At 67.5% G+C, this 21,286-nt stretch carries 17 protein-coding genes; all 17 read left to right on the forward strand.

Annotated elements, in window-relative coordinates; all coding sequences use genetic code 11:
- The first annotated feature begins 88 nt into the window (after positions 1 to 88).
- The 17 genes from ACOZ90_RS01060 to ACOZ90_RS01140 all read left to right on the forward strand — a co-directional run bounded on the left by ACOZ90_RS01060 (position 89) and on the right by ACOZ90_RS01140 (position 21,273).
- A complete protein-coding gene (locus tag ACOZ90_RS01060; protein ID WP_422891768.1) occupies positions 89 to 478 on the forward strand; it encodes a copper resistance CopC family protein in 390 nt (129 codons plus the stop codon).
- A gap of 12 nt (positions 479 to 490) precedes the next feature.
- On the forward strand, positions 491 to 1,414 hold the full coding sequence (gene copD, locus ACOZ90_RS01065) for a copper homeostasis membrane protein CopD (RefSeq protein WP_422891769.1): 924 nt from the start codon (positions 491 to 493) through the stop codon (positions 1,412 to 1,414).
- 25 nt (positions 1,415 to 1,439) lie between these two features.
- Entirely contained in the window at positions 1,440 to 1,979 is a 540-nt protein-coding gene (locus tag ACOZ90_RS01070) for a DUF411 domain-containing protein (protein WP_422891770.1), read from the forward strand.
- 11 nt (positions 1,980 to 1,990) lie between these two features.
- Positions 1,991 to 3,247 carry a TolC family protein gene (locus ACOZ90_RS01075; RefSeq protein ID WP_422891771.1) on the forward strand — a complete coding sequence of 419 codons (1,257 nt, stop codon included), beginning with the start codon at positions 1,991 to 1,993 and terminating at the stop codon, positions 3,245 to 3,247.
- Positions 3,244 to 4,656, forward strand: a complete 1,413-nt coding sequence (locus ACOZ90_RS01080; protein ID WP_422891772.1) for an efflux RND transporter periplasmic adaptor subunit — start codon at positions 3,244 to 3,246, stop codon at positions 4,654 to 4,656. The genes ACOZ90_RS01075 and ACOZ90_RS01080 overlap by 4 nt, the downstream gene beginning before the upstream one ends.
- 1 nt (position 4,657) lies before the next feature.
- Positions 4,658 to 7,810 (forward strand): efflux RND transporter permease subunit, encoded by a 3,153-nt coding sequence (locus ACOZ90_RS01085; RefSeq protein ID WP_422891773.1) that lies wholly within the window; start codon positions 4,658 to 4,660, stop codon positions 7,808 to 7,810.
- Between the two features lie 175 nt (positions 7,811 to 7,985).
- Positions 7,986 to 8,489 carry a MerR family DNA-binding protein gene (locus ACOZ90_RS01090; RefSeq protein WP_422891774.1) on the forward strand — a complete coding sequence of 168 codons (504 nt, stop codon included), beginning with the start codon at positions 7,986 to 7,988 and terminating at the stop codon, positions 8,487 to 8,489.
- Positions 8,486 to 8,782, forward strand: a complete 297-nt coding sequence (locus ACOZ90_RS01095) for a DUF2933 domain-containing protein (protein ID WP_422891775.1) — start codon at positions 8,486 to 8,488, stop codon at positions 8,780 to 8,782. The genes ACOZ90_RS01090 and ACOZ90_RS01095 overlap by 4 nt, the downstream gene beginning before the upstream one ends.
- A gap of 1 nt (position 8,783) precedes the next feature.
- Positions 8,784 to 9,446: a methyltransferase family protein gene (locus tag ACOZ90_RS01100; protein ID WP_422891776.1), complete on the forward strand. Its 663-nt coding sequence runs from the start codon at positions 8,784 to 8,786 to the stop codon at positions 9,444 to 9,446.
- Between the two features lie 127 nt (positions 9,447 to 9,573).
- Positions 9,574 to 9,993 (forward strand): hypothetical protein, encoded by a 420-nt coding sequence (locus tag ACOZ90_RS01105; protein ID WP_092410649.1) that lies wholly within the window; start codon positions 9,574 to 9,576, stop codon positions 9,991 to 9,993.
- 82 nt (positions 9,994 to 10,075) lie between these two features.
- Entirely contained in the window at positions 10,076 to 11,461 is a 1,386-nt protein-coding gene (locus tag ACOZ90_RS01110) for an MBL fold metallo-hydrolase RNA specificity domain-containing protein (RefSeq protein WP_422891777.1), read from the forward strand.
- The gene (locus tag ACOZ90_RS01115; RefSeq protein ID WP_422891778.1) at positions 11,458 to 12,975 is read left to right on the forward strand and encodes a thymidine phosphorylase family protein; all 1,518 of its coding nucleotides are present in this window, start codon (positions 11,458 to 11,460) and stop codon (positions 12,973 to 12,975) included. The genes ACOZ90_RS01110 and ACOZ90_RS01115 overlap by 4 nt, the downstream gene beginning before the upstream one ends.
- Complete coding sequence (locus ACOZ90_RS01120; RefSeq protein ID WP_024889940.1) at positions 12,972 to 13,886, forward strand: ribose-phosphate diphosphokinase; 915 nt, start codon at positions 12,972 to 12,974, stop codon at positions 13,884 to 13,886. The genes ACOZ90_RS01115 and ACOZ90_RS01120 overlap by 4 nt, the downstream gene beginning before the upstream one ends.
- Complete coding sequence (locus ACOZ90_RS01125; protein ID WP_422891779.1) at positions 13,883 to 16,345, forward strand: phosphoketolase family protein; 2,463 nt, start codon at positions 13,883 to 13,885, stop codon at positions 16,343 to 16,345. The genes ACOZ90_RS01120 and ACOZ90_RS01125 overlap by 4 nt, the downstream gene beginning before the upstream one ends.
- Entirely contained in the window at positions 16,290 to 17,963 is a 1,674-nt protein-coding gene (locus ACOZ90_RS01130) for an ABC1 kinase family protein (protein ID WP_422891780.1), read from the forward strand. The genes ACOZ90_RS01125 and ACOZ90_RS01130 overlap by 56 nt, the downstream gene beginning before the upstream one ends.
- Positions 17,964 to 18,077: 114 nt before the next feature.
- Entirely contained in the window at positions 18,078 to 20,150 is a 2,073-nt protein-coding gene (locus ACOZ90_RS01135) for a heavy metal translocating P-type ATPase (protein ID WP_422891781.1), read from the forward strand.
- 19 nt (positions 20,151 to 20,169) lie between these two features.
- Positions 20,170 to 21,273 (forward strand): hypothetical protein, encoded by a 1,104-nt coding sequence (locus ACOZ90_RS01140; protein ID WP_422891782.1) that lies wholly within the window; start codon positions 20,170 to 20,172, stop codon positions 21,271 to 21,273.
- The last annotated feature ends 13 nt before the right edge of the window (positions 21,274 to 21,286 follow it).

Genomic DNA, 21,286 nt, shown 5'->3' on the forward strand with positions numbered 1-21,286 from the left:
CAGCGGCGTCCCCCTAGGCTGGAAAGGTGGTCCCCGCCGGGGGCCTTCAAATCCTGCCTCCTACCGTGGGGCGAAGCCGGGTGACGCCATGAATCGTACTCTCAACCCCCGCTCCTGGGCCTTGGGCATCAGCCTCGCCGCTGGCCTGCTGGTTTCGACCGTCGCCCAGGCCCACATCACCCTCGTCGACTCTTCTCCTGCTGTCGACGCCGTGGCCAGTTCCGTGACCCGAATCGACCTTGTCTTCAGCGAAAGGCTGGTCGAGCGCGGATCCAGGGTGCAACTGGAGCCAATCGGGATGGACGGCCAGGCGAGCGCAGCTGCTTCCCACGTGACCATCGAGGTGATCAACGACGGCACCACGCTGCGCGTGACCCCCCATCACACGCTGGATGCCGGTCGTTATCACGTGCGGTGGAGAGCTGTTGGCGAAGATGGCCATCCGGCGACGGGTGACTTCATGTTCACCGTCGAGTGATTGGCCGCTGCCATGGCGCCCCCTGTCGATTACGCATTCCGGTTCCTTCAGTATCTGGACCTGATGCTGTTGTTCGGCGTTCCTCTGTACGCCTGGTATGCGCGCGCGGCTCTCCGCCACGCTGGACTGGACTCGACATATCCCCCTGGTGCCCCGTTACGCATCCTTCTGCTGGTTGCAGGCTTGTTGGGCGTAGGCCTGCTGGCTCTCGAAGTGGTGCGAGCTCCGGCTGCCATCCTGGGGTTGAGCGCATCGGAGCTGGTGCTCGATGACTTCCGCTGGTATCTGCTGGATACCGCGGCAGGTCGGGCCACGCTCGTCCGCCTGGTGGCGCTGCTGCTGGTGGTATGGACGCTCGCTGGACATCGCCTGGTCCGCTCCGCGCTGCCTGTCCGGAGGGTCAGCCTGTTTGCCGGCATTGCGCTGGCCACACTCGCCTGGAACGGCCACGCCGCCGCTGGAGATGGCGCCGCGGGAAGCGCGCGCCTGGTCGCGGGAGTCGTCCATCTTCTGGCCGCCGGGGCCTGGCTTGGAGCCATCGCAGCGCTGCTGGGATTGCTTGTGACCCGACATGCCGCCGCTGGCAGGGAGACCAAGTCGCTCCTGCATGCATTTGCCCTGCCTGGATCCCTGATCGTTGGCCTGTTGGCGGCGTCGGGGGCCTTCCATTACGCAGAGCTTCTCGGCTGGTCCGGGACGATGCTTTTCGAGGGGAGCTACGGGCGGCTGATGGCGCTCAAGCTCGCGCTCTTTGGCGCAATGCTTGTGCTGGCGGCGTTGCACCGGTGGTGGCTGGTGCCCCGACTGGATTGGAAGGAATTCGGGCCTGTGCGTCCGCGGCGACGGCTGCAATGGAGCATCGGAATGGAGGGACTGGGCGCACTTCTTATCGTGCTCATCGTATCCGTGCTCGGCCTTCTCAGCCCGTATCAGTAGACACCTTTGGTTCTTGGGAGAACTCATGAATATCCGGATTATCCGCTTCACGCCATGGCTGGCATTGGCCCTGTTTTCGGTGGTGGCCTGCTCCAACGATGCCGCGTCGACGACGCTCACGACCGCGTCGGGCTCGAATGCGCCTGCGACCGTCGGCGCGGACATGGACCGGACAGTCGACATCTCACAGCTTCCGGTGATGGTCGTTCACAAAACGCCCTGGTGCGGCTGCTGCGGCGCCTGGGTGGAGCACATGCAACATGCCGGGTTCGAAGTCGAGGTCCATGACATGGAGGACCTTGGTCCGACAAAGGCACGACTGGGAGTTCCCTATGCCAAGGGCTCCTGCCACACCACCGAGATCGGTGGCTACCTGGTGGAAGGCCATGTACCCGCCGAGGACATCAAGCGGCTGCTACGGGAGAAGCCGGATGCGGTTGGGCTGGTACTGCCTGGCATGCCGATGGGATCGCCCGGCATGTTAGGGCCCAACGGCCAGCGGGAACCCTTCACTGTCGAACTCGTCCGGCGTGACGGGACGACCGAGCCGTTCTCGAGCCACTGAGGGGAAGACCCATGCAAGCTCCCCGTCTCCGCCTGTTCGGCTGGGCCGTCGCCAGCGTGCTGTTTGCGTTCTCGCTCTCGAGCGTTGCCGCAGAACCCATACCGGGCCGGACAGTGGATTCGGTCCGGGCCTGGCTGATCGAACGCAACCCGGAACTGCGCGCAGTTGGACTGGAGGCTGAGGCGGCGGAAGCGCGTGTTTATCCTGCCGGCGCACTGCCTGATCCCTCCGCCTCACTCACGCTTCGCGGTCCGGATGTGCCTTGGCAGCGGGGCGAAGGCGGGCGCGAAGTCTCCTACGCCCTGCGCCAGCGCGTCCCGCTCTGGGGCAAGCGCGGCCTGGCGCGGACCGTCGCCAGCCAGGACGCGGTCGCGCTCGGCCTCGACCGCGTCACCGCGACGCGCGACCTCTTGGCTGATGCCGAGGCGGCCTACGTACGCTACTGGCACGCAGACCAGGCGGTCGCTGTGCTCGATCGGCGCATCGTCCTCCTCCGCCAGATCGAAGAGATCGCCGGCGTTCGCTACGCCCTGGGCCGTGCGGCACAGCAGGACGCGATCCGTGCCCAGGTCGAGCAGACCAGCCTCCAGCGCGAGCGGATCGAGCGCCTCGCGGCCAAACAGGAGGCAGTCGCTACGCTCAACGCCGTGCTCGGCCGCCGCTCCGACGCGCCCTTGGCCACGCCCGACGAGGCGCCCGGCTTGTTCGTGCGCAGCGCGTCCCTTGCCGAAGCCCTGAACGGCGCGGATGCGCATCCGGCGGTACGGTCGCAGCAGGCCCGCGCCGAGGCCGCCCGCACGAACGTGGTGCTGGAGCGTCGCAACCGGTTTCCCGACATCACCGTGGGCGTTGGCGCGATGCAGCTCGGCAACGGCATCGAAAGCACCGAGCTGATGCTGGAGGTCGAGATCCCGTTCCAGCAGCGTGCGCGCCGCGAACGCGAGCGCGAATCGCGCCTGCTCGAAGACGCGGCGCTGGCGCGGATGGAAGCCACGCTGCGGGCCGTCGAGGAACGCGGCGCCTCCGCCTGGGCGCAGTGGACCAGCGCACGCGAACGCCGGCAACTGATCGAGAACACGCTGCTGCCGCAGGCCGACGCCACCTGGCAGTCCGCGCTGGCCAGCTACCAGGTCGGCGAAGTCGACTTCGGGACGCTGCTGGAAGCACTCAATGAATGGCAGGGCGCCGACCTCGCACGGGTCGATGCACTGCGTGACGAACTGTTGGGCGCCGCCGCCGTGCGCGCCATCGAAGGAGAGATCCGATGACCCGTGTCCAGACCCTGTCGCTCGCCATCGGCGTCGCACTCGCCGCCCTCGCCGTCGGCTGGATGGCCGGCCGCGCGACGAACGATGCTCCGAGCGCAGCCACGTCCGCCGAAGCGCCGGCCGCGGAACGCAAGGTGCTCTATTACCGCAATCCCATGGGCCTTCCGGACACCTCGCCGGTGCCGAAGAAGGACCCGATGGGCATGGACTACATTCCGGTCTACGCCGGCGACGCGCCTGCCGCGGCGCCGGGAACGGTGGTGATGCCACCCGACAAGGTGCAGGCGCTGGGCGTGCGCACCGAAGCGGTCCAGCGCGCAGTCCTGGCTGCGACCGTGCGCACCAGCGGCACCGTCGAGGTTGACGAGACCCGGCAGTACGCGATCGCGCCACGCTTCGAAGGCTGGGTGGAGCGGTTGTACGCGAACCAGACCGGCATGCGGGTCCGCGCGGGGCAACCGCTGCTGTCCGTCTACAGCCCGCAGCTGGCCGCGGCGCAGCAGGAATACCGGCTGGCCGACGAGACCGCCCGCAGGCTGGCGGCGTCCGACCCCGCGAGCGCGGCGTCAATGATCCGGCTGCGCGATGCCGCCCGCACCCGCCTGCGCAACTGGGAAATCAGCGACGCGCAGCTCGGCAAGACGGCCCTGGTGCTCACCGCACCCGCGGACGCGGTCGTGATCGAGAAGCCGGTGGTCCAGGGCGCGCGCTTCGAGCCGGGCGAGACCATCCTGCGCCTGGCCGACCTGTCGACGGTGTGGGTGATCGCCAAGGTGCCCGCGGCGCAGGCCGCGGACATCAAGCCCGGCCAGGCGGCCCGGTTTGAAACCGTGGCCCTGCCTGGCCAGGTGGCCGAGGGCGAAGTCGCCTTCGTGCAGCCCATCATCGATGCCATGACCCGCACGGTGGACGTGCGCATCGCGCTGCCCAACCCGGCCGGCGATCTGCGTCCAGGGCTCTACGGAACGGTGCTGCTCGAGGAGCCGGGGTCCGGACCGGTCCTGACCGTCCCGCGCTCGGCCGTGCTCGACAGCGGCACCCGCCAGGTGGTGCTGGTCGAGACCGGCCCCGGCAGTTTCGCGCCGCGGGATGTCACCCTGGGGCGGCGCGGCGGCGATCGTATCGAGATTCTGGACGGGGTCGCCGAGGGCGAGCAGGTCGTGGTCTCGGCCAACTTCCTGATCGACGCAGAAAGCAACCTGCAGTCGGCGCTCCAAGGACTTGAAGGTCACACAGGACACGGGACCCCCTCGGGCACCACTGAGGATCCGCACGCCGGGCACGGTGAGGACGCCGCTGACCCGCATGCAGCCCATGGTGATGAGGTTGCTGATCCGCACGCCGGCCACTCCATGCCCGCCGCCCCGGAGAAGACTCCGCCCTCCCCCAGCAGCCACGAGGGGCACTGACATGCTTGGCCGCCTCATCGAATGGTCGGTCCGCAACGTCTTCCTGGTCCTGGTGATGACACTGGCGATCGTCGCCGGTGGCATCTACGCACTGATGAACACGCCGCTGGATGCCCAGCCGGACCTGTCGGACGTGCAGGTGATCGTGTTCACCGAGTATCCGGGGCAGGCGCCCCAGGTGGTCGAAGACCAGGTCACCTATCCGCTGACCAGCGCCCTGCTCGCGACGCCGAAGTCGAAGGACGTCCGCGGCTTCTCGTTCTTCGGCGCCTCCTTCATCTACGTCATCTTCGAAGAAGGCACGGACCTGTACTGGGCGCGCTCGCGCGTGCTCGAGAACCTCAACGTCGCGTCGAAAAACCTGCCGGCTGGCGTGGCACCGGCACTGGGACCCGACGCGTCCGGCGTGGGCTGGGTCTACCAGTACGTGCTGCAGAGCGACCGCCACTCGCTGGACGAGCTGCGCGCCATGCAGGACTGGTACCTGCGCTACCAGCTCACCACCGCGCCCGGCGTGGCCGAGGTCGCCAGCGTCGGCGGCTTCGTGCGCCAGTACTCGATCACCGTCGACCCCGTGCGCCTGCGCGAGTTCGACATCCCGATCTCACGGGTGTCCGAAGTGATCGCCGCGAGCAACCGCGACGTCGGCGGCCGCGTGATCGAAATGGCCGAGACCGAGTACATGGTCCGGGGACGTGGCTACCTGCGCGGCATCGAGGACATCGAGAGCCTGGTGCTGCGCGCCGAAGGCGGCGCACCGGTGCTGATCGGCGACGTCGCCCGGGTCGAACTGGTGCCCGACGAGCGCCGTGGCATCGCCGACCTGGACGGCGAAGGCGACGTCGTGGGCGGGATCGTCATTGCGCGCTTCGGCGAAAACGCCCTGGCCGTGATCGGCGGGGTAAAGGACAAGATCGCGGAACTTGCACGCGGCTTGCCCGAAGGCGTCAGCGTCCAGGCGGTCTACGACCGGTCCGACCTGATCGTGCGCGCGATCAAGACCCTGCGCACGACATTGCTCGAGGAGAGCCTGATCGTCGCGCTGGTGTGTCTGGTGTTCCTCTTCCATGCCCGCAGCGCGCTGGTCGCGATCGTCATGCTGCCGGTCGGCGTTCTGATCGCGGTGATCGCCATGCGTGCGCTGGGCATGAACTCCAACATCATGAGCCTGGGCGGCATCGCGATCTCGATCGGCGTGATGGTCGATGCGGCGATCGTGATGATCGAAAACGCGCACAAGCACATCGAACGCTCCGACGGCTCCCGCAGCCGGGCCCAGCTGATCATCGACGCCTGCCGCGAAGTCGGGCCGGCGCTGTTCTTCAGCCTGATGATCATCACGGTCTCCTTCCTTCCGGTGTTCGCCCTGGAGGCGCAGGAAGGCCGGCTGTTCAAGCCGCTGGCGTTCACCAAGACCTTCGCCATGGCCGGTGGCGCGCTGCTGTCGGTGACGCTGGTGCCGGTGCTCATGCTGCTGTTCGTGCGCGGCAAGATCGTGCCCGAGCACAAGAACCCGGTGAACCGGATCCTGGTCGCGGCCTATCGGCCCGTGATCGACGTCGTGCTGCGGCACCGCATGGCCACGATCGCGTTCGCGCTGGTCGCACTGTTCGCCAGCCTGTGGCCGGCATCGCGCCTGGGCAGTGAGTTCATGCCCACGCTCAACGAGGGCACGCTGCTGTACATGCCGGCGTCGCTGCCGGGCATGTCGGTGACCAAGGCCTCCGAGCTGCTGCAGCAGCAGGACCGGATCATCAAGGGCTTCCCGGAAGTGGAGTCGGTGTTCGGCAAGGCGGGTCGCGCCCTGACCGCCACCGACCCGGCACCGTTGGAGATGTTCGAGACCGTCATCAACCTCAAGCCCGAGGACCAGTGGCGGGACGGCATGACCACCGACAAGCTCATCGCCGAAATGGACGAGGCGCTGAAGTTCCCGGGCGTGGCCAACTCCTGGACGATGCCGATCAAGGCCCGCACCGACATGCTGGCCACGGGCATCCGCACGCCCGTGGGCATCAAGCTGTTCGGCAGCAACCTGGAGCAACTGGACGCGCTGGCCACCGAGATCGAAGCGGTGGTGCGTGAGGTGCCGGGGACGACCAGCGCGTTCGCCGAGCGTCTGACCGGCGCCTACTACCTCGACATCACCCCCGACCTTGGGCGCCTGGCCCAGTACGGCGTGACCCTGGGCGAGGTGCAGGACGTGGTGGCGGCCGCTCTGGGCGGCGAGATCGTCACCACCATCCTTCAGGGCCGCGAGCGATTCAGCGCGATCGTGCGCTATCCGCGCGAGCTGCGAGACGATCCGCACCGTATCGGCAACCAGGTCCTGGTGCCCGTGCCCGGCGGCGCGCAGGTGCCCCTTGGCGAGTTGGCGCGCATCGAGGTCACGAAAGGGGCACCGAGCATCCGCACCGAAAACGCGATGCTGGCGGCCTACATCTACGTCGACACGCGCGAGAGCGACCTGGGCCGCTACGTGCAGGCCGCGCAGGATGCGGTCGCCGAGCAGGTGCAGTTCCCGCCGGGCTACTACGTGACCTGGAGCGGACAGTACGAATACATGCAGCGCGCCGCCGAAAAGATGCGCGTCGTCGTCCCGGTGACGCTGGCGCTCATCTTCCTGCTGCTGTACCTCAACTTCCGCCGCGTCACCGAGTCGCTGATCGTGATGCTGTCGGTGCCGTTCGCACTGGTCGGCGGCGTGTGGCTGATGTGGATGCTCGACTACAACGTCAGCGTCGCGGTGATCGTCGGCTTCATCGCACTGGCCGGCGTCGCCGCGGAAACCGGCGTGGTGATGCTGATCTATCTCGACCACGCGCTGGAAGCTCGCGCCGCGCAGCGCCAGGCCGAAGGCCGCTCGCTGGATGCCGGCGATCTGCGCGACGCGATCATCGAAGGCGCGGTCGACCGCGTGCGCCCGAAGATGATGACCGTGGTCGCGATCATGGCCGGCCTGCTGCCGATCATGTGGAGCAGCGGCACAGGCTCGGAAGTCATGCGCCGCATCGCCGCGCCGATGGTGGGCGGCATGGTGTCGTCGACGGTGCTGACGCTGGTGGTGATCCCGGCACTGTACTCGTTGATCAAGCAGCGGCAGCTGGCCAGGAAGCGGCCAATGGCTGCTGCGCTGCCGGCGGACGTGTCGTGATGTGGCCGACCTTCAACGCGCCAGGGCAAAGGCGGTCCGCGTGTTCGTTGACCCAAGATTATCGCTGCGGGAGCACTCGATGCCTTGGTGTGGATGGAGGCGTGTCAGCCGAGCTTGACCTGTGTGCGGGACACAGGTCTAGCGTGATCACCATCCTTCCTGGAGCGCGCCAATGATGGGCAAAGACGAAGCAGCGCCGCAGCTGATGACGGTACGCCAGCTGGCACAGCAGGGCGACGTCACGGTGCATGTGGTGCGCAACTATCTGCGGCGCGGCCTGCTACAGGCGGCCACGCACACCGAGGGCGGGTATCAGCTCTTCTCGGCTTCGGAGCTCCAGCGCCTGCACTTCATTCGCGCGGCACAGCAGCTTGGTTTCACGCTGGCCGAAATCGAGGAAATCATCCACTACAGCCTGCAGCGGCATAGTCCCTGCCCGCTTGTGCGGGACATCATCCGGCGCAGGCTCGACGACACCCGCCAGCAACTGGACAGGCTCCTCGCCATGCACCAACGGATGGAGCGTGCCATCCACGCTTGGGCCGCGCTGCCGGACTCCATTCCGACTGGCGACGATGTCTGCGCATTGATCGAAGCCGTTGCCGCGACAGAAGGCGGCAAGTTCGTCAGGTCCACCCCGCGACGCCTTCTCGGACGCCTCACTCAGGATTTGCCATGACTGCCCCCCGCTCTCCAACCACGTCGGGGTCCGGACGTTGGGTCTTCTGGATTTTCCTTGCGCTGGCCGTCTTCTATCTTGGCGTCGAGCATCGCGCCCACCTTGCTGGAGCACTCCGCTGGTTGCCATTGGCCATCCTGCTGCTGTGCCCCCTCATGCATGTGTTCATGCACAAAGGACATGGCGGACATGGACAAGGCGGCAATGCCGACGACTCATCCAATGGGGGCCATGGCGGCAGCAAGCGGGCGCTGACCGACGAAACGTCCGACACCTCGAACGGAGGGCAATGACATGCACGCATCTGACGCTGGCTACGGTCTTTGGCTCCTCGCCGCCATCAACGCCGCCTTCTTCATCTTCTTCGCCTGGAGCTTCTACAAGCCGTTGACGCGGTGGGACTGGCGGGGGTTCGGGATGTTCTCCGCCTTCGTTGTGGCGCTGTTCGCGGAAATGTATGGCTTCCCGCTGACACTGTACGTCCTGGGCGGCTGGCTCAGCGCCAACTATCCGCAGGTGAACTGGCTCAGCCATGACGCGGGCCATTTGCTGGAGATGTGGTTCGGCTGGCGCGCCAATCCGCATTTCGGTCCATTCCACATCGCGAGTTTCGTGTTTATCGGCGGAGGGTTCTGGTTGTTGTCGACCGCCTGGCCCGTGCTGTATCGGGCACAGCGAGAGGGTCGGCTTGCCCGTGAGGGCGTGTATGCGCGCATGCGCCACCCGCAGTACGTTGCCTTCGTGCTGGTGCTGACCGGCTTCCTGCTGCAGTGGCCGACGCTGCTCACACTCATCAGCTTTCCGGTGCTCGTGTGGGCCTATGCCCGCCTCGCTCGCCGTGAGGAGAAAGATTGCCTGAGCCGCTTTGGCGACGACTACGCCCGCTACATGCAGGAGGTCCCGGCCTTCCTCCCGCGACGCCGGCGCGGCGCCGCGCCATCGCCGGGAGAAGCATGATGACGCAGGTTGAGGAGCTGCCTGGGCAACGCTCCGCCGTTCAAGTTGCCCACCTGCATGGTCTCTCCGTTCGTGTTGTCGCCGCAGATCTCCGTCTCCGTTCAGGCCCATCCAAGGAGTCCACTCAATGAATACGGTCACACCCGTTGCCTGTTCCGCAGCCCCACGTACCAATTCCTACCGCTGGTTCGCCGCACTGGCGCTGGTGGGCGCACTCGCATTCTCCTTCGCACTGCCGGGCGTCGCATCCGCGAGCGAGGGCGGGTTCCGCCACAACGTCTTGATGCGCGGCCAGGTGTTGGAGAAGGGGGACGAGACGCTCGTGGTCTGCGTCGGGCAGGCCGACGGCGCCCAGGTCGGGCAGGTGCTGGATGTGATCCGGCACAAGCGCCGTATCCGGCATTCGCGGGCCGGCGGTCCACGCTATCGCCGCGAGAACATCGGTCAAGTACGGATCGCCGAACTGTTCGACAGCCACTACGCGGAGGCTGAAGTGATCTCCGGCAGCCCCAAGGTCAACGACACAGTGGAGCTGATCCGCCCCTGACAAGCGCGCAGGCGATGCAGATGCGCCTCGGCCCTCGCCATGCCATCAGCAATCACTTCCCTTCCAGGACAGGAGCCACAACATGACATCGTCTTCCAGCTCCACCCTGCAATTCCTCGGTGCCGCGGGCACTGTGACTGGCTCGCGCTACCTGGTTGAGGCCAACGGTCAGCGCGTGCTCGTGGACTGCGGCCTGTTCCAGGGCTACAAGCAATTGCGCGACCGCAACTGGGCTCCGTTTCCCGTCGAGCCGTCATCGATCGACGCGGTGGTCCTGACCCACGCCCACCTGGACCATTCGGGCTACTTGCCCGCACTGGTCAAACAAGGGTTCCGCGGCCGGATCCACTGCACCCATGGCAGCGTGGCCCTGTGCGGCCTGCTGCTTCCCGACAGTGGATACCTGCAGGAAGAGGATGCTAAGTATGCAGCGCGCAAAGGGTACTCCAAGCACAAGGAACCACGACCGCTTTATACCGAGGATGACGCCCGCCGCAGCCTGAAGCAGCTCAAGGGGCATGACTATGGTCGCGACATCGAGGTCGCATCAGGCGTCACGATCCGCTTCCATCCTGCCGGCCACATCCTGGGCGCTGCCCACGTCAGCCTGGACGTCCAGGGCCAGCGCCTGCACTTCAGTGGTGACCTGGGCCGGCAGCAGGAGTCTCTGATGAACCCGCCAACGCCCCTGCCCGCCTGTGACGTACTGGTCTGCGAATCCACATATGGCAATCGGGAACACGTTCCGATCGACCAGGAGGCGGAGCTGGCCCCCATCATCCGCCGCGTCGCTGCCCGTGGGGGCGTAATCGTCATTCCGGCCTTTGCCATCGGTCGCGCCCAGGCGCTCATGCTGCATATCGCCCGGTTGCGCGAGCGCAAGGACATCCCTCGCGTGCCGGTCTACCTCAACAGCCCGATGGCAATCAACGCGACCCGGCACTACCACGCCCACCATTCCGAGCACCACGTGTCCGAAGAGGACTGCCAGCGGATGTTCGACGTGGCCACCTTCGTCAACACTGTAGAAGAGTCGAAGGCGCTCAACCGCCAGCGCGGGCCGATGATCATCATCTCGGCCAGCGGCATGATCACCGGCGGGCGCGTGTTGCACCACATCGAGGCGTTCGGCCCCGATGACCGCAACGCGATCCTGCTCGCGGGCTACCAGGCCGGAGGAACACGCGGTGCCGCGCTGGCGGCAGGCAAGCGCACGTTGCGCATGTTCGGCCGCGAGGTCCCCATCCGCGCTGAAGTGGTGCAGCTGGAAGGCTTCTCCGGCCACGCCGACGCCGGGGAGTTGCTGGACTGGATGCGCACCGCGCCGTCCGCGCCGCGCGTGGTGTACCTCACCCATGGCGAGCCCGATGCAGCCGACACACTGCGCGCGCGCGTGCAGCGTGAACTGGGCTGGCGTGCGCGCGTGCCGGAGCACCTGGAGCAAGTCGGATTGGAGGATGCGAGATGACCACGCAGGCCCCGGGCCACACCCGCCTGCGCGTCACCCGTGCCGGCATCGACACCTACCAGCAGCCGGTGGTCTATATGCACCGTGACTGCGAAGTCTGCCGCTCGGAAGGCTTTGCCGCGATGACGCGCGTGAGGCTGGACGTCGGCGCGCGCACGCTGGTGGCGACGCTGAACGTGGTCGTCGACGATCGGCTCGGCCTCGACGAGGTGGCGCTGTCGGAGGCCGCGTGGACGCTCCTCGATCCCATGCGCGATGCCCTCGCCCGGGTGCGGCATGCGGAACCCGCGTCGTCGGCAGGCGCGCTCCGCGCCAAGGTGTTCGGGGCACGGCTGGACGACGCGCAGTACCTCGCCCTGGTGCAGGACGTGATGGAAAGCAGGCTGTCGGACCTGGAGCTTGCCGCTTTCGTCACGGCCAGCGCGGGCGACCGCCTCGACAACGCCGAGACGACCTCGCTGACACGGGCCATGATCGCCGTTGGCCAGCGCCTGGATTGGGGCGATGGGCCGGTGCTGGACAAGCATTGCGTCGGCGGCCTGCCCGGCAATCGCACCACGCCGATCGTGGTGGCCATCGTGGCTGCGCTGGGCTACCGCATCCCGAAGACGTCCTCGCGCGCGATCACGTCGCCCGCGGGCACCGCCGACACCATGGAGGTCATGGCGCCCGTGGCGCTCGATCTGGCGGAGATGCGCCGGGTGGTGGAGCGCGAGGGCGGCTGCATCGTCTGGGGTGGCAACGTGCGCCTGAGTCCGGCCGACGACATCCTGATCCGGGTGCAGCGCCCGCTGGATTTCGACAGCGACGGTCAACTGGTGGCCAGCGTGCTGTCGAAGAAGATAGCCGCGGGCTCCACCCACGTCCTGATCGACATGCCGGTGGGTCCGACGGCCAAGGTGCGAGGTGAGGCCGCGGCCCACAGCCTCGGCACGCGGCTTGCCCACACCGCGGGCGCGCTGGGATTGCAGTTGGGCATCCATCGCTCCGACGGCAGCCAGCCGGTGGGGCGGGGAATCGGTCCGGCGCTCGAGGCGCACGATGTGCTCAAGGTGCTGCGCAACGCAGCCGATGCACCCGCCGACCTTCGCGAACGCGCACTTGCGCTGTCCGCGGCGCTGCTGGACATGGCACCGGGCAGCAACGCCGGCACCGGACTGGAGCGCGCGCGCGGCGTGCTGGATTCCGGGGCGGCGCTGGCCAAGTTCCTGGCGATCTGCGAGGCCCAGGGAGGCTTCCGCGAACCGCCACGGGCGGCGTTCACCGCCGACGTCCCGGCGCCTGCATCGGGCCGCATCGCGGCGATCGACAACCGCAGGCTGGCCAAACTGGCCAAGCTGGCCGGCGCCCCGACATCCCCCACCGCCGGCCTCGAAACCGGTCTGCGGATCGGCGATACGGTCGAGCGCGGACAGCCCATGATGACCCTGCATGCGGAGTCGCCGGGAGAACTGGCCTACGCCCTGGAGCACGCCGCGACGCTGCAACCCTTTGTGCTTGGAGAGGTTCCATGACCCGTGTGCTGATGCCCTTCCCGGCCGATGCAGTGTTGGCCGGCAACATCAACCAGCCCCTGCAGGCGCGCATTGCACCCGTGGCTTGGCGGCACTTCCCAGATGGCGAGTCGCTGGTCACCCTGGACGACGCACTGGCCGGAGCCGATGTGGCGCTCCTGGCCAGCCTGCGCAACGCCGATGCCACGGCCCTCCCGTTGCGCTTCGCCGCCCGGACCGCGCGCGAGTTCGGGGCTCGTTCGGTCGGCCTCATCGCACCCTACCTGGGGTATATGCGCCAGGACACCCGCTTCCATCGCGGCGAGGCGGTCAGTACACCGCTGTTTGCGCAATTCCTCGAAGAGGCTTTCGACTGGCTGGTGACCGTGGACCCGCACCTGCACCGCGTCGAGCGCCTGCAGTCGCTCTACCGCATTCCGACGGTCCACGTATCGGCGACGCCGGCCGTGGCCCGCTGGATCGCTGAGACCGTCCCCGACGCTGTGCTGATCGGCCCTGACAGCGAGAGCGAGCAGTGGGTAGCGGACATCGCCGCCCTGTCCGGCATGCCCTACCAGGTGCTGGCCAAGGAGCGGCACGGCGACTACGACGTGCGCGTCAGCCTGCCCGACCCGGCAGCCGTGGCTGGTCGGACTCCGGTGCTGATCGACGACATCGTGTCGTCCGGCCACACGATCCTGGAGACCCTCGCACACCTGCGCCGGTTGTCGTTACCGTCGCCGTTGCTGGTCGCCATCCATCCGGTGTTCGCAGGCGACGCCTATGCCCGCCTGCAGGAGGCGGGCCTGGCCCGCATCGTCAGCACTGACACCATTTCCCACCCCTCCAACGCCATCGCGCTGGGTGCGGACCTCGCCGCCGCGGCATCGACCCTGATGACCGCTTCGACCGATTCCCCGGAGGACCCATGAACCCGCATCTCAACTGCTGCACCGCCGACCAGCTGTCGGCCGCCGAGCGCCAGCGGATCCTTGAACTCGCCGACGCCCACCGGCAGGCCGATCCCGCGTTCGCCCATTGGGCTGCCGGCTACGGCGTGATCCGGCATGACCCGCTCACCCAGCTTCGGGTCCGCCAGATGGTGGACGAACTGGTGGCCCTTGGGCGCACGCCCGATGCCGGCACCGCCTGGCAGCGGCTCGCCGCGGCCGACCGCGTCACCAGCGCCGGCATGTGGCTGGTGGCGCACATGACCTACAGCCAGCGCGTTCGTACCGACGGCGCGGCCCTGGAGGTCGATGATTTCAAGACCACGCCTGAAGGCCACACCGGCGGGTCCCTCAACATGGTGCCCGCCTACGCCGGCTACCTGCTGATGGATTCCCTGGATGGCGTCACCCGCGCGTGGATGATGGGCCAGGGGCACTGCGTGGCCGCCATCGACGCGCTGAACGTGCTGGTTGGCAACATGACCGACCGGCACGCCGAACGTTACGACCGCACCGGCGAAGGGCTGAGCCGGTTCGTAAGCGACTTCTATGCCTACACCCTCAATCCGGACGGAACGCCGGCGTCGCCCCTCGGCTCCCACGTCAATGCGCACACCGCCGGGGGCGTGATGGAAGGCGGCTATCTCGGCTTTGCCGAGCTGCAGTACGTGCATGCGCCGCTCAAGGATGAACGCCTGGTCGCCTTCCTCAGCGACGGTGCGTTCGAGGAACAGCGTGGCAGCGACTGGGCGCCACGCTGGTGGCGCGCCGAGGACAGCGGACTGGTCAGCCCGATCATCATCCTCAACGGGCGCCGCATCGAACAGCGCAGCCAGATCACCCAGCAGGGCGGCGAGCGGTGGCTGGACCGGCACCTGCGATTGAACGGCTTTGATCCGATCGCGCTGGACGGGCGCGATCCGGCCAGCATCGCGTGGGGCATCCACGTGATGGAGTCGCGCCTGCAAGCGGGCGCCGCTGTTCCCGCCGACGTGCGGCTGCCCTATGGCATCGCCGAAACCGTCAAGGGCTTCGGCTTCCCCGGCGCCGGGACCAACGCCTCGCACAACTTGCCGCTGCCGGGGAATCCGGCGAAGGATGCCGCGGCGCGCACGCTCTTCAATGAAGGCGCAGCGGCGCTGTTCGTGGCCGCGTCGGAGCTCGAGCAGGCCGTTGCCGCACTCAACAGCCACGATCTCCAGCAGCGGGTGCGCGAGCGCGACCATGCGCTGGCCGATCGCCAGGTGGAACCGCCCCGCGTCCCGGCGATCGCCGACCGCGGCGCCGGCGGTGAGAGCTCGCCAATGACCGCACTCGACGAGCAGTTCGTCGCCATCGCCGAGGCGAATCCGGGACTGCGGGTGCGCGTGGGCAATCCCGATGAGCTGCGCAGCAACAAGCTCGACCGGACCCTGGACGCGATGAAGCACCGGGTGCACGAGCCCGAGCCCGGCGTCGCCGAATCGCCAACCGGCGCGGTCATCACTGCGCTCAACGAAGAAGCCGTGGTCTGCGCGGCGCTCGGCAACAAGGGCGGGCTAAACCTGGTGGTCACCTACGAGGCGTTTGCACCGAAGATGCTCGGCGCCGTACGTCAGGAACTGATCTTCGCCCGCCACCAGGCCCAGGCCGGGCGCCCACCCGGCTGGCTGGGCGTGCCCCTGGTGCTGACCTCGCACACGTGGGAGAACGCGAAGAACGAACAGTCCCACCAGGATCCGACCATGGCCGAGGCACTCATGGGCGAAATGGCCGACATTTCGCGCGTGGTGTTCCCGCCGGACGCCAATGGCGCTGCCGCCGCCCTCGCCCGCGCCTACGCGCAACGGGGCACGGTCACCACACTGGTCGTTCCCAAGCGTCCGGTGCCTCATGAGCTGACCCCGCAGCAGGCCCAGGCACTGGCCGAGACCGGCGCAACATGCCTCGCCGGCGATCCGGAGACGGCGGCGATCCTGCTGGTGGCCACCGGCGCGTACCAGTTGCAGGAAGTGCGCCGCGCACAGGCGCGTCTGGCCGCACGCGGAATGTCGGCCGCGATCGTCTATCTCGCCGAACCCGGCCGATTTCGCGCCCCGCGCGATCCGGAGGAGGCAAGGTACGTGCACTCCGACAGTGCGGTCCAAGCGCTGTTTCCGGTGGGCCGGCCGCGTGTATTCGTTACCCACACCCGTCCGGAGCCCTTCCTCGGTGCGCTGCGCCGACTCGACACCGGCCCCACCACCACCGCGGCGCTGGGCTTCGTCAACCGGGGCGGCACACTGGACGTGCCGGGCCTGCTGTTCGCCAACCGCAGCACCTGGGCGCACGTGGTTGACGCGGCTGCGGGCGTCCTCGGCGAGTCCCGCGACAACCTGCTGTCCGAAGCGGAGCTGGCGGCCGTGGATGGTCGCGGCGATCCGACCGCCATCCTGCGCGCGGAAGCGGGGCCGGCATCGTGAGCCGGCCGGCCAGGACCTCGCGCTGATGGCGGGCACGGTGCGCCGCGGAGGCCAGATCGCCTGGGCCGGACTGACTCTCGGGGTCGCGGTGTTGCGCCTGCGCCGACGCAGACCCGAACGGCTTCCCGCGTACGTCAGCGCCACCCTGGTGGGGCTGGGTACCACCTTCGTCAAGCTGGGCCAGGGTTTGAGCCTGCGCTGGGACCTGCTGCCGGCGCCCTATCGCGAGGCATTGTCGCGGTTGCACAGCGACGTGCCGGCATTTCCTGCGGACCAGGCCAGACACATGGTCGAGCAGGCGTTCGGCGCCTCCGTCGAAGAGCTTTTCGCCAGCTTCGATGACCATCCGCTGGCCGCCGCGTCGGTGGCTCAGATCCATCCGGCACGCATGCATGACGGTCGCGACGTGGTCGTCAAGGTCACCCGGCCCGGCATCCACGCTCAAGTGCAGGCTGACCTGCGGCTGCTTCGACGCACGCTGCGCGTAGCCCAGTGGATCTGGCCGCCTCTGAAGCGACACCGACCCCTCGAACTGGTGGACGAGCTGGGCGCATTCCTGCGCGATGAAATCGACATGCGTCACGAGGCGCAGAACATGCGCCGCATGGCGAAGGTGCTCGATGCCCTGCCCGGCATCACACAGCCACATGTCGTTGAGCCCTACGCCACCCGCGACGTGCTGGTCCAGGATCGTAGCCACGGCACCCGCCTGGAAGCCGCTTATGGAACGGCGGCGGCTCCCGCACTGGCAAGGGCGCTGCTCGGTGCCTACGTGCATCAGCTCTTCGGCGCCGGCGTCTTCCATGCCGACCCGCACCCGGGGAATCTGTTCTTCTTTGACGACGGTCGCCTGTGCCTGCATGACTTTGGCTCGATCGGCGTGCTCGACCCTGCATCCCGGCTCGCGCTCGGCGGCATGGTCGAGGCCATTGCGGCCGACGACGCCGAGGGCGTGCTGGATGCAGCGATCGCCATGGGCTTCTTCCCGCCGCAGGTCGACCGCCGCTCGCATGTGCGCGAGATCCACCTGATCCTGGCCGAGATGGCCAGCCGTCCGCTGGCGCAGTGGTCCATTGCCGAGGCAATCTGGCGCGTGGCACGCATTGGGCAGGGCGCTGGCTTCCGGCTTCCGGCCCACCTGCTGTCCCTGATCCGGACGCTGTTCCTGGTCGAGAACACGCTGCGGGCGCTGGATCCGGATCTGGACCTGCTGGGGACGCTGTCCGCGCAGGCGGCCGCCATCACCGACATTGCCGAAGCCAGCCGCCCCAGCGGCAACAGGCCGCTTGCCATGCGGCTGGCCCGCACTGCGCGCCAACTGCCACAGATCGCCACCGACCTGTTGCGGCAGGCGCAACTGAGCGACGGACGACCCGCCTTCTCCGTACACCACCATGGCCTGAGTTCCACGCAGGAGGCAATCGCGCGCACGGGCAACCGGCTGGCGTTGGCCCTGGTCACCTTGGGCCTGTACGTAAGCGGTGCGCTGTTGAGCCTGCATTCCGACGGCCCGCAAGTGTTCGGTCACATGCCTTTCCTGGCTATGGTGGCTTTCGCTGCTGCGGGATTGCTCTCACTGCGGCTGGTGATGGCCATCGCCAGGTCGGGGCACCTGTGATCGACAGGGCAATGAACATCAGGAATGGCTGATTACGCGGCAGTCTGTTACAGAACCACTGATCTATCTCCCCGTTGATGCCCAGTGCATCAGTGCATCCAGGAAGGCAGACCCATGACGCAACACAATCATCATCAAGACCATCACGCACATGGCGAGCAGTCGCCGCATCCCCGCCACGGCGCTGATGGAAGCGACCACGCCGGTCACGACAAGCATGCCGGTCACAGCGTGGCGGGCTTCCGCGACAAGTTCTGGCTGACGCTGCTGCTGACCATCCCCACTGTGATCTGGAGCGGGATGATCCAGCACTGGTTCGGCTACACCGCGCCACAGTTCCCAGGGTCGGCGTACATCCCGGCGGTGTTCGGAACGATCGTGTACTTCTACGGCGGCTGGCCGTTCCTCCGCGGCGGATACCACGAGCTGAAAAATCGCCTGCCGGGAATGATGACGCTCATTTCGCTTGCGATCACCGTCGCCTTTGTTTACAGCGCCCTGGTCACGCTCGGCGTTGTCGATGGATTGGACCTGTGGTGGGAGCTGGCAACGCTGGTGGCGATCATGTTGCTCGGCCACTGGATCGAGATGCGTTCGATCAACCAGGCCCAGGGGGCTCTCAAGGAGCTGGCGAAGCTGCTGCCGGACATGGCGGTGCGGCTGGATGAGTCCGGTACCACGACGGAAGTCCCAGTCACAGAACTGACGCGAGGTGACCTGCTTCTCATCAGACCTGGCGCGAGCATCCCCGCCGACGGAGTCGTGAAGGAAGGGACGAGCGCCGTCAACGAAGCGATGATCACCGGTGAGTCCAAGCCGATGGACAAGGCGACGGGCGACCGGGTGATCGCCGGCACCGTCAACGGACAGGGCTCGCTGCGTGTCGAGGTGACAGGGACCGGCGACGAGACCGCGCTCGCGGGCATCATGAGGCTCGTCGAGCAGGCGCAAACGTCGCGCTCGCGCGCCCAGGCCCTGGCGGACCGGGCAGCGTTCTACCTCACGATCATCGCCATCATCTCCGCCGCCATCACCGCCATCGTCTGGCCCCTCCTCGGTCGACCGTGGAGCTTCACGATCGAGCGCGTGGTGACCGTGCTCGTGATCGCCTGCCCCCATGCGCTGGGTCTGGCCATCCCGCTGGTGACCGCCATCTCGACCACGATCGGCGCTCGGAACGGGTTGCTCGTGCGCGATCGACGCGGCCTCGAAGAGGCCCGTCTGCTGAACACGGTCGTGTTCGATAAGACAGGCACCCTCACGCTCGGTTCGCACCGCGTCGTGATGACCACTGCCGCCGATGGTTTCAGCGACGACGACGTGCTTCGCGTGGCCGCGTCCGTCCAGCGCGATGCCGAACATCCGATCGCGCAGGCGCTGATGACCAGCGCAAATGAACGTGGCATCGACGTTCCGATGTCGCGGGATTTCGAGTCCATGCCGGGTCGCGGCGTGCGCGCGGTCGTCGAGGATCGCTCGCTTCACGTTGGCGGCCCAGCTCTCCTGAGAATGCTCGCGGTCGAGCCGCCGGAGGCGCTTCGCCGGGCAGCCGAATCAGCGGCAGCCGATGGCCAATCTGCGACCTACCTGGTGGAAGGCGACCGGGTGCTCGCCGTGTTCGCGATCGCTGATGCCATCCGCCCTGAATCGTTCGATGCGGTCAAGCGGCTACACGACGGCGGACTGGAGGTTGTGCTGCTGACGGGTGATTCCACGGCGGTCGGGAACGCGGTCGGAAAGGAACTCAATATCGACACCGTCTTCGCCGAGGTCTTGCCCGAGGACAAGGTGGCGAAGATCGAGGAACTGCAGGCCCAGGGCAAGCGTGTTGCGATGGTTGGCGACGGCGTCAACGACGCGCCGGCGCTGCTCACGGCCGATGTCGGCATTGCCATCGGCACAGGGACGGACGTCGCGGTGGAGGCCGGCGACGTCGTGCTTGTGCGCAGCGACCCGCGCGACGTGCCGGCGATCATTGCATTGAGCAAGGCGACCTATCGCAAGATGATCCAGAACCTGTGGTGGGCTGCCGGCTACAACATCGTCGCCATCCCGCTCGCTGCCGGCGTTCTCGCTGCATGGGGGATCCTGCTGCAACCCGCGCTGGGTGCAGTGCTCATGTCGCTCAGCACCATCGTGGTAGCGATCAACGCGCAGCTGTTGCGCCGGGCGGTACGGTCCCCATGAACATGACCTGGCGAAAACTATGACCACGCGCCGGCTTCTGGCGCTCAACGTGGGCTCGTCCACCCTCAAGGGCGCGTCCTATCTGTTGAGTGCCAACGGACGAGGCGCGCAGCCTCGCGTCGTCGAGCGTTCCCGGGCCGAGACTGCAGTCGGCGCGGATACGCAGGAGCGTCTTGCCACCCTGCTTGAGACATTGGCGGAGCCAGGGCCCGGCCCTGACGTGGTGGTCCACCGGATCGTACATGGCGGTGACCTGCACGAGGCCTGTGAGCTCGACGAAGCTGTGCTCGTGAAGCTGGATGCATTGGTGCCATTCGCACCTTTGCACCAACCGGCAGCCCTCGCGTTCGCGCGCGCCGCACGGCTGCAATGGCCGCAAGCTCGCCAAGGCGTGGCTTTCGACACGGAATTCCACGCGTCGCTCGCGCCCTGGAGCCGGCGCTTGCCTGTCCCTGAAGCATGGGATGCGCTGGGCATCCGCCGCTACGGTTTCCATGGACTCGCCTTTGCCTCCGCGCTCCGCATAGTGGCCAGCCACGACGCTGGAATCCTGAAGGGCCGCGCTGTCTTCGCGCATCTGGGGGGTGGCTGCAGCGTCTGCGCCGTCGAGGGCGGCCGCAGCGGCGACACCACCATGGCGCTCACTCCGCTGGGTGGAATCCCGAGCCCTACCCGCTCCGGAGATCTCGATCCCGGCGCGTTGCTGTATCTGCTGAGGCATGAACGCCTGGATGCGCAGGCGCTTGAAAACGGCCTGTACCGCAGTGCAGGCCTTGCCGGAATCGCCGGCCATGGCGACATGCGCGTGTTGCTGACGGATCCCGGCCCGCAGGCCCAGCTTGCCGTGGAGCTCTTTGCAGTCCGGATTGCGCAGTCCATCGCGGCCATGGCCACGGCAATTGGCGGTCTCGACCATGTCGTCTTTTCCGGCGGCATCGGCCATCGCGCGCCGGTTTTGCGGGCTCGCATCGTCGCGCGACTGGCCTGGCTCGGCCTGGCGCTGGCACCTGACGTCAACGATGCTGGAGCCACGCGGATCGACCGCGGGGGCGGGCCGAGCATATGGAACGTCGCGATCGATGAGGAGCGCGAACTGGCTGAATCGGCACTCGCCTGGCTGTAGCCACGACACGCCC

Origin of the sequence: Luteimonas dalianensis, from assembly GCF_049339425.1 — a bacterium.
Classification (GTDB): domain Bacteria; phylum Pseudomonadota; class Gammaproteobacteria; order Xanthomonadales; family Xanthomonadaceae; genus Luteimonas; species Luteimonas dalianensis.